Genomic DNA, 15,242 nt, shown 5'->3' on the forward strand with positions numbered 1-15,242 from the left:
TTTTGCATGAAATGGATTCTATCAGGACGATGGCACTGGAATATTCGTATTTACCCGGTACGTTTCTACCAGGCATAAAAAAACCCCACCTGCTTCAAGGCAGGTGGGGTTTTTACAAGCAGAACTAGTGCTTAGCGGTCCAGTTGCGACACATCACGCACGGCACCACGGTCAGCCGATGTTGCCAGCGCGGCATAGGCTTTCAGTGCTTGCGACACAACGCGCTCGCGGTTCACTGGCTTCCAGGCCTTGGAGCCACGCGATTCCATTTCGGCACGGCGTGCGGCCAGTTCTTCATCGCTGATGGCCAAGTGGATACGACGGTTGGGGATGTCAATCTCGATGGTGTCGCCATCTTGCACCAGGGCGATATTGCCACCTTCGGCAGCTTCAGGTGACGCATGACCAATCACCAGACCGGACGAACCGCCGGAGAAGCGACCATCGGTGAACAAGGCCGAGCTTTTACCCAGGCCCATGGATTTCAGATAGGAGGTGGGGTACAGCATTTCCTGCATACCTGGGCCGCCTTTGGGGCCTTCGTAGCGAATAATGACCACATCACCCGCCTTGACCACGCCGTCCAGAATGGCAGCCACAGAATCGTCCTGGCTTTCGTAAACGCGAGCAGTGCCGGTGAAGGTCAGGATGCTTTCATCCACGCCAGCGGTCTTGACGATACAACCGTTGATGGCCAGGTTACCGTACAACACGGCCAAGCCGCCGTCTTGCGAATAAGCATTAGCCTTGTCGCGGATACAGCCCTTGACGCGGTCTGTGTCCAGTTCCTGGTAGTAACGGTCCTGGCTGAAGGCCACTTGCGTTGGGATACCGCCGGGGGAAGCGCGGAAGAAATCGCTAATGGCTTTGACGTTGTCGCCCTTGACGTCCCAACGCTTGATGGCTTCACGCAAGGTGCCACTGTGTACGTTGCCCACATCCAGGTTCAGCAAGTCGGCCCGGGCCAGTTCGGCCAGAATAGCCATGATGCCGCCCGCGCGGTGCACGTCTTCCATGTGGAATTCGGGGGTGGCGGGAGCCACTTTACACAGGCAAGGGACGCGACGCGAGATCTTGTCGATATCGGCCATCGTAAATTCCACACCGGCTTCCTGGGCTGCGGCCAGCAAATGCAGCACGGTGTTGGTGGAACCGCCCATGGCCACGTCCAGGGTCATGGCGTTTTCAAAAGCCTGGTAGGTGGCGATGTTGCGTGGCAGGACGGATTCGTCGTCTTGCTCGTAGTAGCGTTTGGCCAGATCCACGATCAGGCTGCCAGCGCGCTCAAACAAGCCTTGGCGGCGAGCGTGGGTGGCAACAATGGTGCCGTTACCGGGCAAGGACAGGCCCAGCGCCTCGGTCAGACAGTTCATGGAGTTGGCGGTAAACATGCCCGAACAGGAACCACAGGTCGGGCAAGCGCTACGTTCAACAGCTTCAGCCTGTTCATCAGTGACATTAGGGTCAGCGGCTTGAATCATGGCGTCCACCAGATCCAGCTTTTGCACCACGGTCTTGCCGTCTGGCGAGTAGACCTTGCCCGCTTCCATCGGTCCGCCCGACACAAACACCACAGGAATGTTCAGGCGCATGGCGGCCATCAACATACCGGGGGTGATTTTGTCGCAGTTGGAGATACACACCATGGCGTCGGCACAGTGGGCGTTGACCATGTATTCCACCGAGTCGGCGATCAGTTCGCGCGAAGGCAGGGAATACAACATGCCGCCGTGGCCCATCGCAATACCGTCGTCCACCGCAATGGTGTTGAACTCTTTTGCCACACCGCCGACCGCTTCAATTTGACGGGCAACCAGTTGGCCCATGTCTTTCAGGTGTACGTGACCCGGTACGAATTGCGTAAAGGAGTTCACCACCGCAATGATCGGTTTAGAGAAATCCTCGTCTTTCATACCGGTGGCGCGCCACAGGGCACGCGCGCCGGCCATATTCCGACCGTGGGTCGAGGTACGGGAGCGATATTGGGGCATGACTACTCTCTGAACAGGAAAATTATGTAAAGATACCTATCATAAACGTCCCAAGGCGCTTTGTGCGCGTCAAGGTCGGGAAGGCGTCTTACCGTAGGGCGGCTACCGATCTGGCACCCAGAATCCTTTGCAGCAAAACCCCTTATTTAACAGGAGATATATTATGCCGCAGGCCGTGCCTGACCTTTCCAACCTGCTTCGACAGGACATCCGCTTTCTGGGCAAGGCCCTGGGAGAGGTGATTCGTGATAGCGAAGGAAAGGCGACCTTCACGCTGATTGAAGCCCTGCGCCGGGCGGCTGTCAGTTTCAGACGTGAACACGATCCGCAGCAAGCACGGATTCTGGAAAAAGACATTCCCAAGCTGAACGATGCGCAGGCCCGTTCCGTGGCCCGTGCCTTTGCCTACTTTTTGCACCTGTCCAATATTGCCGAGGACCGCGACCAGAACCGTCGCCGCGAAGAGCAAGATCCTGCGAAACTGCTGGGCAGCCTGCAACACGCCATTCAGACCTTGATGGACCAGGGTCTGAGCGCCAAGAAAATTCGCCGCTATCTGCAAGAAGCCTGTGTGATGCCGGTGCTGACGGCTCACCCTACCGAAGTTCAGCGCCAAAGTACGCTGGCTGTGCATATGGCCATTGCCGATGAATTGAACGGACTGGATCACAAAGCCAGCGCCACACAATCAGCCCGCACCCAGGAAAAGCTGACCGGTCTGGTGTCCCTGCTGTGGCAAACCCGCATGCTGCGCGATCACAAGCTGACGGTGATGGACGAGATCGATAACGCCCTGGCCTATTACGGCTCCACCTTCCTGCCCACCATTCCGCAGCTGTACCACGACCTGGACCGTTTGCTGGAACCGGGCAAAAAAAGCCTGCTGGATCAGAAAACACGTTCTCTGCCCGCCTTTTTGCGCATGGGTAGCTGGATTGGCGGTGACCGCGATGGCAACCCCAATGTGGGCCCTGAAACCGTTGAGCAAGCGGTGCTGCGCCAGTCGACACGCGCGCTGCAACACTATCTGGAGCAGATTCGCTTACTGGGTACGGAAATCTCCGTGTCCGACGCACTGAACCGTGTCAGCAAAGACCTGGCGGCCTTGTCGGCCAGCAGCCAGGACCCGTCGCCACACCGTGTAGACGAACCTTATCGCCGCAGCTTTATTCATCTGTACGCCCGTATGGCGGCCACAGCGCAGAACTTGCTGGGCCGCGACCTGGCCGATCGCCCCACTTACGCCGCCCCACCCTATGCAAACCCGCAAGAATTCAAGGCTGATCTGCAAATCATTGCCGACTCTCTGGCTGAAAACAAAGGCGGCGCCATTGCCGGCCTGCGCTTGAACGAATTGATTCAAGCTGTGGAGGTTTTTGGCTTCCATCTGGCCACTTTGGACCTGCGCCAAAGCTCGGACGTGCACGAGCGCGTACTGGACGAACTGTTCCGCGTGGCAGGCACGCTGTACAAGGACGAACCCGTCAATTACCGCCAACTGTCCGAAGAGGACCGCGTCACTTTGCTGCGCTCGGAGTTGCGCCACCATCGCCCCCTGGTTTCGCCCTGGTATCGCTACTCGGAAGAAACCGAGAAAGAACTGTCCATTCTGCGCAAAGCCGCCGAATGCCGACGTCGCTTTGGTGCGCGTGCGCTGGAACAAACCATTGTGTCGCACACCGAAACGCTCAGCGATTTGCTGGAAGTGCTGGTGCTGCAACAGGAAACCGGCCTGATCGTGCCCAACTCCAACGAGCCCGAGCATCAAGGTCTGATGGTTGTACCGCTGTTCGAGACCATTCCTGACTTGGAGCGTGGCCCGCAAATCATGCAGGAATGGCTGGATATGCCTGAAATCCGCCAGCGCGTGCGTCACGCTCAGGACAGCGTGCAGGAAGTGATGCTGGGTTATTCGGACAGTAATAAAGACGGTGGCTACCTGACCTCCAACTGGACGCTATACCGTGCCGAGCGTGAATTTGCGCAGGTATTCTCGCGCCGCAAAGTACGTCTGCGCCTGTTCCACGGCCGTGGCGGTTCGGTAGGCCGAGGCGGTGGTTCCAGTTTCGACGCTATTTTGGCGCAGCCTCCAGGCACCGTGAACGGTCAGATTCGTCTGACCGAGCAAGGCGAAATGATTCAAGGCCGCTACAAGGATGCGGACGTGGGTCGCTGGCATCTGGAGCTGTTTGTCGCTGCCACGCTGGAAGCCAGCCTGGGTTCACGCAAAGGCTCGTCCAATGACGACGAACATCTGGCTGCGTATGGTGACGCCATGGCCTGGATGTCCGAGCAGGCTCATCAAAGCTATCGCCAACTGGTCTACGGTACGCCGAACTTTGATCAGTACTTCTTCCAGTCCACGCCTATCAAGGAAATTGCTGGCCTGAATATCGGCTCGCGTCCTTCCTCGCGCAAGGCCACGCAAAGCATTGAAGACCTGCGCGCCATCCCCTGGAGTTTCTCCTGGGCACAATGCCGTCTGCCTATTCCTGGCTGGTACGGCGTGGGCACGGCCTTGAACCGCTATCTGGAATCGGGGCTGCCCAATGATGGCCTGAACCGCAGCAAGCGCTTGGCTCAGTTGCAAGCCATGGCGCGCGACTGGGCCTTCTTCCGCACGCTACTGTCCAATATGGAGCAGGTGCTGGCCAAGACTGACCTGGATATCGGCCTGAAATACGCCGGTCTGGTCGAGGACGAGGAACTGCGCGAGACCATCTTCACGCAAATCCGTGACGAGTTCGAACTGACACACCGGCTGTTCCGTGAAATTACGGGCCACGAACTGCTGGCGCACGATCAGGCTTTGCAAGATGCCCTGGCCGAACGCTTTGCCTATATTGACCCGCTGAACCACTTGCAGGTGGAACTGCTGCGCCGCCATCGCCGTCAAGGTGAAAAGGCCAACAAGCCCACACGCAGCGGTGTGAACAAGCAACACGTCATTCACCTGACGATCAACGGTATTGCGGCTGGCCTGCGTAACTCGGGCTAACTCCAAGCCATGGAAATTGACCTATTTAATTACTTTTATAAATAAGCTAATTTCCAAAAGAAGTTAAGAGCGTACAATAAGCCATTACTACGCTTTCTGAAAAAGGCGTGATCCCTACCGGGGTCACGCCATATGGCTTATGGCGCTTGCAATCATCCTGGGAATTCTGACTGGCCTGTCGCTGGGCCTGACTGGCGCGGGTGGCGGTATTTTGGCCGTGCCCGCTTTGGTATTGGGCATGGGTTACAGCATGACGGCGGCCACGCCAGTGGCCTTGCTGGCTGTAGGCGCCGCCGCTCTGGTCGGCGCGCTGGATGGTCTGTACAAGCATATCGTGCGCTATAGAGCTGCCATGTTCATGGCTATCACGGGCGCTTTGGTCACGTCTTTGGGCGTACGCATCAGCCACGCCTTGCCGGAAAAAGTGCTGGTAACGCTGTTTGTCGCCATCATGCTGTGGATCGCCACCAAAATGCTGCGTCGTCCGGCGGCAACGGCCAATGCTCATACACCCTGTTGTCTGAACCCGGAAACCGGCCGCCTGCGCTGGACACCAGCAGGCACGGCCACCTTGGCTTCAATTGGTGCGGTAGCGGGTTTGTTTTCAGGCATGTTGGGCGTGGGCGGCGGCTTTCTGATCGTGCCTGCCCTAAAACGTTTCAGCGACCTGTCCATGCATAGCATTGTGGCTACATCCTTGATGCTGATCGCCCTGATTTCCCTGAGCGCGTCGGCCATGAGTCTGGCACACGGGGCGGAGATTCCCCTTAGCGGCTGGGTTTTTGTGGCCTCGGCCATGGGTGGCATGGTGATAGGCCGACAACTAGCCCCTCATATTCCTTCTGTGCGCTTGCAACAGGGTTTCAGCATCCTGACCGCTGTTGTGGCCCTGTCCATGCTGGCACGTACCTATCTGTTTTAAGCCGCGATTCTGTACACGCGCTCAAGCAACACCGGATACATGGTTTTGAGCCAAGCGCCGCGCTTGGCTCAAAACTGCACATGCTTTACTCGCAAATACTGCCACCACCGTCTTGCGGATTCAGACGATAATCGCTGAAAGAGCCGCCCTCACGCGGACGCACGGCGACAATGCGCTGAACAATATGGTCCGGATCGGCCCGGAAACCATGCTCATACGCCACGATATCCAGGTCCGCACACCAGCGCAGCAGCTCCCCCGGCTGCAACAGGAAGTCCGGATTACGCGGCGTGTTGTATTGCTCGTTGCCCACCCCAAAGGTTTCGTAAACCAGCACCCCACCTGGCTCCAGACTCTCCAGCAAAGTCGGCATCAAGGGGCGCCACAAGTACTTGGTCACCACCAGAGCATTGAACTTGCGCCCGGCAAAAGGCCAGGGACCGTTTTCGATATCAGCCTGGATAATTTCCCCGTAAGGCGAAGTCGCTGCCACCGCTTCCGGGTCCCGGTCTACACCGATCACGGTATTGCCGCGCTCGGCCAACCAGCGGGCATTGCGCCCCCGACCACAGGCCACATCCAGGACCGTGCCCGGATTCGGAATCAAATGGGCCCATGCCTGTAACCAGGCGCTGGCCTGTCCCCTGTCGTTCATCCTTACCCCTTTGCTAAGCAAACAAAACGCCCATGGTAACGCAGCAGTGGGCAAGCTCAAGCACAGCACTGGCCTGGGCTACAATTGGCCCCGATTCCACGCTATTTTTTTGAGGGTGTATGAAAGTTCTGCTGCAAAAACCCATATTGCTGATGGCCGTTCTGTGCCTGCCTTTATGGTTTGTCTACGGCAACTTCATCCTGGCCGCTGCCACCTCCATCCTGATCGGGATGCTGGTGGGCATGATCCGCACCCTGCACCAAGTGACCCAGGCCAAGAAAGCCAGCGCCAAGAGCGCCGCCCCGGCTTCTTCCGAGACACCTAACGACAAGCCCAACTGACGCCATGAACGTATTGTCCGCCCCTGCCCTGCCACACGGTTTGCCTCCCCTGTCCGAGGAACTGAAGAAACACGTCGCACAGGTTAACGATTACTTGCTGGACCGCATTGCCGATGAAGGCGGTTTCCTGCCATTCGACCAATGGATGCACCATGCGCTGTACGCCCCCCATCTGGGCTACTACACCGGCGGCAGCACCAAGTTTGGCAGCAATCAGCCAACGGGCGACTTTACGACGGCCCCCGAACTCTCTCCCCTGTTTGCTCAGACCTTGAGCCGTCAGGTCATGGAAGTACTGGAAGGCAGCCAATCCCTGTCCGTTCTGGAGTTCGGCGCGGGTAGCGGCGCTTTGGCCCAAGCGCTGATTACGGAGCTGCGCAAGCAAGGTATCGAGCCGCAGTATTCAATTCTGGAAGTATCGCCTGATTTGCGTGCGCGTCAGCAAGAGCGTCTGGCCCCCCTGCAAGCACAAGTGCAGTGGCTGGACAGCACGCCACACAGCTTCAAGGGTTGCGTGGTGGCTAATGAGGTTCTGGATGCCATGCCTGCCAGCCTGTTCACGTTTGATGTGGCTGGCAAGGTGCTGGAAGTGGGCGTTATTGCAGCAGACGACAGCACAGCCCAGGGCCTGCCAGCGCCTTTCTACCTGGCTACCCGCCCGGCTCCCGACCATCTGGCTTCGCTGGTGGCCGAACGCGTGGAAGCGCAGCCCTTCTACCTATCCGAGATCAACCTGCAAGCTGAAGCCTGGGTGCGCAGCATGGGTACTTGGTTAAAGCAAGGCGCGGCCATTTTGATCGACTACGGTTTTCCGCAGCGCGAGTACTACCACCCACAACGTGACAAGGGCACCTTGATGTGCCACTTCCGTCACTTTGCTCATGCCGAGCCGCTGGTGCTGGCTGGCTTGCAGGACATTACCGCCCACGTGGACTTCACCGCCATGGCGGATGCCGCCCTGGAGGCCGGTTTGGATGTGCTGGGCTATACCAGCCAGGCGCGCTTCCTGATGAATTGCGGCATCACCAATTTCCTGGCTTCTCCGCCGGAAGACCCATCGCCCGCCGTGCAACAGCAATGGGCACAGACCATGAGTGCCGCCAACAAGCTGCTGTCTGAAGCGGAAATGGGGGAACTGTTCAAAGTGCTGATTATTGGGCGCGATATTTCAGCCCCAGTGCTGGGCACAATGAGCGGAGATCGACGCGAGCGTCTGTAAAGCGGCCCTTGGGGAACTTCCTGAGGGCATTTCCCTCAAGAGTCATAAGCAGAGATCAGCAAACGGCAGGGTATATACCTTGCCGTTTTTACGTGAAGCAACCGCGCCAGAACACTCCCCCGAGACATCGCCCCCTAGACGAACACGCACTCAGCAGAAAAAAATAAGCGGCCTATTAGCCGCTTATTTTCTGAGTGTGCACTCCAGGCTGCTCACACATAGACTAAACAGACTGCTCCAAAGCTGCCAATCGAGCTGCGCGCACCGCTTCACGGATTTTGCCTGGCTCGGCCTTGTATCGAGCAGCAACTGCACCGGCATCCACACTGGCCATCACCTTTCGCAAGAAGTCCCATTCCAGCTCTGGAACGTCCTGCTGACAGGCCGCCGCACTGATCAGCTGAGTAAAGCGCTCTGGTTTGCGCAAGGCATCCAACGACTCCATGACTTGCAAGGCAGACTCCACGTCTGCACGAGGCTGCAACAAGGCAGGGCTGGCTAACAGCACTGGCAAAAGACGGGCCTGGTCGCGCCATTCAGAGGGTGCACGAATCTGTTCGGCCACCTGTCCTGGGGTGTCCGAAATATGGCACAGAACGGCAAAGCAGCTTGCCAGATCCAGACGCCTGTCTTTGGCGATCTGCACCTGCTGACCCACCTGATCGTTGTAGTTCAAGCCGGGCATGACACGCTCTAACGCGCCGACCTCCCGCAGTACCTCGAACATGCGAGCGGGCTGCTGGGCAGATAAACCTTTCGCTATTTCCAGATAGATGCGCTCAGGCACCAGCTCGTCCACTTCGCCCTGCTCGACCAGATCACGTGCCAGAGCCCAGGTATCGTCGGCCACGGTGAACTCGGAAAAGCGGGCGGCAAAACGTGCCAGACGCAGCAAGCGTACCGGGTCTTCGCTAAATGCGGTGCCCACATGCCGGAATAGACGGGCCTGCAAATCCGCCAAACCATTCAAGGGATCATGCAGATTCCCCGCCGCATCCACGGCCATGGCATTGATGGTCAGATCACGGCGACGCAAATCGTCCGCCAGGCTCACGTCTGTGCCGGTGTAAAAGGTAAAGCCCTTGTAACCACGGCCCGACTTGCGCTCAGTTCGGGCCAGGGCAAACTCTTCTTTGCTATGGGGATTCAGAAAGACAGGAAAGTCGCCACCTACGGGAACAAAGCCGCGCGCGGCCAGGTCTTCGGGCCGGGCACCGACTACGACCCAATCCTTGTCACCCGCTGGCAGCCCCAGCAAGGCATCGCGAACCGCGCCACCCACCACATAGACCTGCAAACCGTCCAGAACAGGATCTGGCGGCCCCATCAGGGCCGCCAGAGCTGCTTGCTGTCTGTTATCAAGCATGGACGGACTCATCAAGGCGAGATCGTACCTAAACGCCCTTTGAGGGACTGCGGCTGACCGCTGAACATCATGGCGTAATAGGTCGCGTTGGAGAGCACGTTTTTCACGTACAAGCGCGTTTCAGTAAAAGGAATGGTTTCTGCAAAAATGGCCCCTTCTACCGGAGTGTTCAAGCGCGAGCGCCACTGGCGGGGACGACCTGGCCCTGCGTTATAGCCTGCCGATGCCAGAACCTGCGATCCATCCAGTTGACCCAGAACCATATTCAGGTAATTGGTACCCAGCACCGTATTCACCTCGAACTCGTTCACACGGGAGGGAGAGAAGTCGCGCATATCGATCTTGTTGGCCACCCATTTGGCGGTGGCAGGCATCAGTTGCATCAAACCCGATGCCCCGACACCCGAGCGCGCATCGGTAATAAAGCGCGATTCCTGACGGATCAGGCCATACACCCAGGCCGGGTCCAGATTGATGGACTTGGCCTGCTCGGTTACGCGGCCTTCAAAGGGCGCGATAAAGCGCTGGCTGAAGTCGATCTCGTTCTTGGTCAACAGGGAGGTATTCACCACGCGATCATAGATATGCTGCTCGCGCGCAAACTCGGCTGCTGCACGCAACTGTCTGTCGTTCATGCCACGCAAGGCAAAGTTCCACTCGGGTACCGCTTCCGGACGCCAGCCCAGCTTGAACAGCTCCACCGCACGCAGCAAGCCCGCATTGGTACGGGCATCCTGCATGTCCAACGGCGTCAAAGGTTGCGGCTGTGGGGGCAAGGAAGGTGTCAGGCCCAACTCTTCCGTGGCCAACTGACCGTAGAAGTTCAGATCACCCACAATGGACTGGAACTTGGCACGAGCTTGCTCCTTATGCCCCAGCGCCTCATGAGCACGACCCGACCAGTACACCCACACCGGCTCGGCCTTTTGCGCATCGTTCATCTTGTCGATGGCGGCAGAGACATGCTTCCACTCGATGGTGCTCTGACGCAACTCGGCGCGCACTTGCCAAGCGTTGTTGTAATCCGTCATGGGGGTACGACCGGAGCGGCGATACCATTTGGCCGCATCGTCTTCCACCCGCAAGGCACTGATCAGACCAAACTGGCCCCACACCCAATTCAGGTTCTCTTGAGGGATCTTGCCCGCCCAGGTACGGTCTATATAGGCCGCTGCGGCATCGCGCTGACCACGGCCCAAACGGGACAAGGCCAAGGACACCAGCTCCGGATTGACCGAACTGTTGTTCACATTACGATCCAGCCATTTCTGTGGCGAAGCCATCAAGGCGGTGTAATCCTTCATTTGCGGCGCAGTGAAGATAATCGCGGCCAGGCGGCGGGCCTGGGATGTACGATTATTTTCCAGAGCATCACGCATCAGATCACGGACCTGATTCTTGCTGATCACTTTACGGGCGTACAACTGGTCCAGTGCCGACCAGCAGGCCTGGCTTGGAGAGAACGACGCCAGCAAGTCCTGCACATCCACAGGCTGACCGGCCATGTTCTGTGCCGACGCTACTGCACACTTCACAGCCGAGGTAGGGGCGTGAACGGGGGCCAGCTCACGCACCAAAGCATAGTTGCCGGTACGCGCGGCCGCCACAATCCAGTCGGACTTCAGGCGATTTTCCAGGTATTCGTCTTGATTGCCGCTCAGGAACAAACGAATTTGCTCATCGGGCACGGGCGTGGTCGTATCCTGCAAAATCCGGCGCAAGCGCCAGTATTCGGCGTAAGAACCCAGAACAGGATCATTCGCGGCAACCGGAGCCAGAGCATCGAGCGCCGTCCAGCGCTTGGCCTGCATGGCATCACGGGCGTCAATCAAAGCCTGGCGGGCCGTTGGCGGCACAGGCGGGACTCGATCCCAGCGACGCACGGCTTCTTTGGCAGGCTGCAACGCGACAGCTTGCTTGGCAACGGCAGGATCCGGGGAATGAGTCTGGGCTTGCGGCGACTGCGACCCCGCACAGCCGACCAAACCCAGGGCAAACACCACCAAAGCGCTCAAGGGCGGGCGAGGAAGCATGGATGCCATGCCCCAAGCTGGTGTTTTCTGGTACTTTAGCTGGTTGATACCCATAGTGACGGCCTTTAGAAAATCACCCATGATTCAGAACGTAGAGCATAACGCAGCCGCGCTGCGCACGCGACTAAAAGACCTGCGAGCCGGGCAGCCCTCCATCGACACAAACCGGGGCGCTTTGCTGATACGGGGCCGTCTATTTACCTGGCTGGCCACCAACCGCAGCCGCCTGCGTGAACAGGGCCGTACCGAACCCACTACCATTGCCGCTTTCTGGCCTATGGCCCAGGAGCCGGACTTGCGCCCACTGCTGCTTCAATGGGTGGAAGAGGAAGGCATCAATGTCTGTCTGCCCGTTGTCAAAGAGGCCGATGCCCCTTTAAGCTTTGTCGAGTGGACACCCGAGACCGAAATGGAAAAGGGTCGCTACGGCATCGAAATCCCCATTTCCACTAAAACCATGCAACCGGATATTGTCCTGGTCCCAACCCTGGGCTACACCAGACAGGGTGATCGTCTAGGGTATGGCAAGGGTTACTACGACCGGACCTTGGCGGCGCTGAAAGAACAAAACCACGCTTTTACCAGCATTGGTATTGCCTGGGCAGTGGGCGATTTATCCGGCCAGGCCTACCAGCCCGCCCCGCACGACCAACGCCTGGACAGTATTCTGACTGATAAAGGCTGGGCTGTGCCCGCTCCGGAACTATAAGTAACCCGCTACCACAAACTGTTTAATCCACAACTCTGTTTGCCAAGCAGTTGATTAAACCGGGTCAGATGCTGGCTAGTCTGTTCCCCATGAAAAAACCCGCCAAATGAATGTGGCGGGTTTTTTTTCGCGACGCGAAGTGCTTAGCGCCAGGTCAGATTCGGCAAGATAGCCATGCTTGCATCTGCCCCGTTCAGGGTGTACATGTGAATGCCAGGAGCGCCGCCATCGAGCAGGTCCTGACACAAGCGTGCCACCACATCGATACCGAAAGCACGAATCGATGCACGATCATCACCAAAATCGGCCAGTCGCAGGCGAATCCAGCGCGGCACTTCTGCACCGCACATGGTCGAGAACCGCAGCAACTGGGACGAGTTGGTAATGGGCATGATGCCCGGTGTGATCGGAATCGTGACTCCTTGCGCCTGGGCTCGCTCAACAAAGCTGAAATACGAGTCCGGGTTGAAGAAGTACTGCGTGATCGCACCGTGCGCACCAGCCTTGACCTTGTTCACAAAGTGACCCAGGTCGTCGCTAAAGCCTGTGGCCTGAGGGTGCATCTCGGGATAAGCGGCCACTTCGATATGGAAGTGTTCGCCATAGTTTTCACGAATGAATGACACCAGATCGCTGGCATAGCGCAGTTCGCCCGCGTCACCACCCATACCCGAAGGCAAGTCACCGCGCAGGGCCACGATACGTCGTATGCCCTGATCGCGGTAATTGTCCAGCATCTCGCCAAGCTGCGCGGGCGCCGTACCAATGCACGACAAGTGCGGTGCGACATCAAAGCCCAGTTTTTGCAGCAGTGCTACCGCATCGACCGTGCCAGCACGGGTGGAGCCACCGGCTCCAAACGTCATGCTGACATAGGCGGGGTTCAGGCCCATCAAGGACTTGGCGGTGCGCACCAGTTTTTCCTGCGCCGCGATATCTCGCGGCGGGAAAAACTCCAGGCTCAAGGTTTGCTTGTTGCTCATTTCATTAACAATCCCGACAGCAGCCCGGAAACCAGACTGTAGACGATCGCCCCAATCACGGCCCACCAGAAGCCTTCAACCTGGAAGCCTTTGAGGATGGAGCCCGCAAACCAGAACACCAAGGCGTTGAGCACCAGAAGGAACAAGCCCAAAGTCACAATAGTGATGGGCAAGGTCAGCACAATCAGCAAAGGTTTGACCAAGGTATTGAGCAGGCCCAGTACCAGCGCAGCGATCAGTGCCGAGCCAAACGAGGCAACCGTAATACCAGGCAGGATGTAGGCGACAACCAGCAGGGCAACAGCATTCAGGATCCAGACAAGTAGCAAAGTCATGATAGGGCTCCAAGAATAGGCGTCCGAAGACGCCGGTGCGTTTTAGTAGCGGTAGTGCTCAGCCTTAAATGGCCCTTGCACAGGTACGTTGATGTAATCCGCCTGCGCCTGAGACAAGGTCGACAAGTTCACACCCAATTTCTTCAAGTGCAAACGAGCGACTTTTTCGTCCAGATGCTTGGGCAGTACATATACTTTACCCGTTTCGTAGCTCTCGCCACGAGTGAACAGTTCAATTTGTGCAATGGTCTGGTTCGTGAACGAAGCCGACATCACAAAAGAGGGGTGGCCAGTAGCACAACCCAGGTTCACCAGACGGCCCTTGGCCAGCAGAATGATGCGCTTGCCATCAGGGAAAATGATGTGATCAACCTGAGGCTTGATCTCTTCCCACTCCAGATCTTCCACCGAGGCCACGTCAATTTCATTGTCGAAGTGACCGATATTGCACACGATGGCCTGATCTTTCATGCGTTCCATGTGCGAGCGGTCGATCACGTGGTAGTTACCGGTGGCAGTCACGAAGATGTCAGCCTTGTCAGCGGCTTCTTCCATGGTCACAACGCGGTAGCCTTCCATCGAGGCTTGCAGGGCGCAGATAGGGTCAATTTCGGTAACCCAAACCTGGGCGCGCAAGGCGGCCAGTGCTTGAGCACAACCTTTACCCACGTCACCGAAGCCGCAAACCACGGCGATCTTGCCGGCAACCATCACGTCGGTAGCACGCTTGATACCGTCTACCAGGGACTCGCGGCAGCCGTACAGGTTGTCGAACTTGGACTTGGTCACCGAGTCGTTCACGTTGATGGCAGGGAAAGCCAGTTCGCCTTTCTTGGCCATCTGGTACAGACGGTGCACGCCTGTGGTGGTCTCTTCGGTCACACCCTTGATTTGGGCCAGACGGGTGGAGTACCAGGTTTTGTCGTTTTGCAGACGGGCACGAATGGAGGCGAACATGACGCGCTCTTCTTCGCTGCCGGGTTTGTCCAGAACGGACAGGTCTTTTTCTGCACGGGCACCCAGGTGCAGCAACAAGGTTGCGTCGCCACCGTCGTCCAGAATCATGTTGGCCTGTTCGCCGGGCCAGTCGAAAATGTCGTGGGCGTATTGCCAGTACTCTTCCAGGGTTTCGCCCTTGACGGCGAACACAGGCACGCCAGATGCGGCAATGGCAGCGGCTGCGTGGTCTTGAGTCGAGAAGATATTGCATGATGCCCAGCGCACTTCAGCGCCCAGGGCGGTCAGGGTTTCAATCAGAACCCCGGTTTGGATTGTCATGTGCAAACTGCCGGCAATGCGTGCGCCCTTCAGGGGCTGGGAGGCAGCAAATTCCTCGCGGGTGGCCATCAGGCCAGGCATTTCGGTCTCGGCAATGGTCAGCTCGCGGCGGCCCCATTCAGCCAAGGAAATATCGGCAATTTTGTAATCGGTAAAAGTCACAGTCGGGCTCCGTTATACGGCACGCAGACTGCAGGGAGAGCAAATGAATTCTCACCAGCAGCCCGCCATGCAGGTCGTGGTGAGCGTCGTTCTCCAAGGTGGATACCACCTATCCATGCCCCGAGCCTGGCAAGACCGTGAGTCTTGTCGCAACGCCCCTCGAGGATGGCAAATGAATGTGGGTGATTGTACCCGTTTGGATCATCTTGGGAAGACAGCCCCACGGGTAAAAATCATAATTTCTTCTCAT

General features: G+C 57.7%; 12 protein-coding genes and 1 riboswitch. Of the genes, 5 read left to right on the forward strand and 7 right to left on the reverse strand.

Going from position 1 to position 15,242, the window contains the following annotated elements:
• Positions 1 to 131 precede the first annotated feature (131 nt).
• A complete protein-coding gene (ilvD, locus tag N879_RS12135) occupies positions 132 to 1,991 on the reverse strand; it encodes a dihydroxy-acid dehydratase (protein WP_009462585.1) in 1,860 nt (619 codons plus the stop codon).
• Between the two features lie 163 nt (positions 1,992 to 2,154).
• Between ilvD and ppc the strand changes: the two genes are divergently transcribed.
• Both ppc and N879_RS12145 read left to right on the forward strand, forming a co-directional pair.
• Positions 2,155 to 4,989: a phosphoenolpyruvate carboxylase gene (gene ppc / locus N879_RS12140; protein ID WP_021447038.1), complete on the forward strand. Its 2,835-nt coding sequence runs from the start codon at positions 2,155 to 2,157 to the stop codon at positions 4,987 to 4,989.
• A 139-nt stretch (positions 4,990 to 5,128) separates the two neighbouring features.
• Positions 5,129 to 5,911 (forward strand): sulfite exporter TauE/SafE family protein, encoded by a 783-nt coding sequence (locus N879_RS12145; RefSeq protein ID WP_009462586.1) that lies wholly within the window; start codon positions 5,129 to 5,131, stop codon positions 5,909 to 5,911.
• Positions 5,912 to 5,996: 85 nt separating this feature from the next.
• Here N879_RS12145 and N879_RS12150 read toward each other — a convergent pair whose 3' ends face one another.
• Positions 5,997 to 6,566 (reverse strand): class I SAM-dependent methyltransferase, encoded by a 570-nt coding sequence (locus N879_RS12150; protein ID WP_009462587.1) that lies wholly within the window; start codon positions 6,564 to 6,566, stop codon positions 5,997 to 5,999.
• A gap of 119 nt (positions 6,567 to 6,685) precedes the next feature.
• On the opposite strand from N879_RS12150, the gene N879_RS12155 reads away from it, so the two are divergent.
• Positions 6,686 to 6,907 (forward strand): hypothetical protein, encoded by a 222-nt coding sequence (locus N879_RS12155; RefSeq protein ID WP_009462588.1) that lies wholly within the window; start codon positions 6,686 to 6,688, stop codon positions 6,905 to 6,907.
• A gap of 4 nt (positions 6,908 to 6,911) precedes the next feature.
• A complete protein-coding gene (locus N879_RS12160; protein ID WP_021447039.1) occupies positions 6,912 to 8,126 on the forward strand; it encodes a class I SAM-dependent methyltransferase in 1,215 nt (404 codons plus the stop codon).
• A gap of 223 nt (positions 8,127 to 8,349) precedes the next feature.
• Here the strand turns inward: N879_RS12160 and N879_RS12165 are convergent, their stop codons facing one another.
• Together N879_RS12165 and N879_RS12170 are read right to left on the reverse strand one after the other, a co-directional pair.
• The gene (locus N879_RS12165) at positions 8,350 to 9,492 is read right to left on the reverse strand and encodes a CCA tRNA nucleotidyltransferase (protein ID WP_021447040.1); all 1,143 of its coding nucleotides are present in this window, start codon (positions 9,490 to 9,492) and stop codon (positions 8,350 to 8,352) included.
• Positions 9,493 to 9,503: 11 nt separating this feature from the next.
• Entirely contained in the window at positions 9,504 to 11,606 is a 2,103-nt protein-coding gene (locus N879_RS12170) for a transglycosylase SLT domain-containing protein (RefSeq protein ID WP_021447041.1), read from the reverse strand.
• Between N879_RS12170 and N879_RS12175 the strand changes: the two genes are divergently transcribed.
• Positions 11,605 to 12,234, forward strand: a complete 630-nt coding sequence (locus tag N879_RS12175) for a 5-formyltetrahydrofolate cyclo-ligase (RefSeq protein WP_009462592.1) — start codon at positions 11,605 to 11,607, stop codon at positions 12,232 to 12,234. The two genes, N879_RS12170 and N879_RS12175, sit on opposite strands and share 2 nt — an antisense overlap.
• Before the next feature lie 143 nt (positions 12,235 to 12,377).
• Here N879_RS12175 and metF read toward each other — a convergent pair whose 3' ends face one another.
• Genes metF through ahcY form a run of 3 tightly spaced genes read right to left on the reverse strand, consistent with a single transcriptional unit; the run spans position 12,378 to position 14,992 of the window.
• Positions 12,378 to 13,217: a methylenetetrahydrofolate reductase [NAD(P)H] gene (metF, locus tag N879_RS12180; protein WP_021447042.1), complete on the reverse strand. Its 840-nt coding sequence runs from the start codon at positions 13,215 to 13,217 to the stop codon at positions 12,378 to 12,380.
• Complete coding sequence (locus N879_RS12185) at positions 13,214 to 13,552, reverse strand: phage holin family protein (RefSeq protein ID WP_009462594.1); 339 nt, start codon at positions 13,550 to 13,552, stop codon at positions 13,214 to 13,216. The genes metF and N879_RS12185 overlap by 4 nt, the downstream gene beginning before the upstream one ends.
• Positions 13,553 to 13,594: 42 nt before the next feature.
• Positions 13,595 to 14,992, reverse strand: coding sequence for an adenosylhomocysteinase (ahcY, locus tag N879_RS12190; RefSeq protein ID WP_009462595.1), 1,398 nt, complete (start codon positions 14,990 to 14,992; stop codon positions 13,595 to 13,597).
• Between the two features lie 74 nt (positions 14,993 to 15,066).
• Positions 15,067 to 15,159: riboswitch (S-adenosyl-L-homocysteine riboswitch) on the reverse strand.
• Positions 15,160 to 15,242 lie beyond the last annotated feature (83 nt).

It is taken from the genome of Alcaligenes sp. EGD-AK7, from assembly GCF_000465875.3.
GTDB lineage: Bacteria > Pseudomonadota > Gammaproteobacteria > Burkholderiales > Burkholderiaceae_B > Alcaligenes > Alcaligenes phenolicus.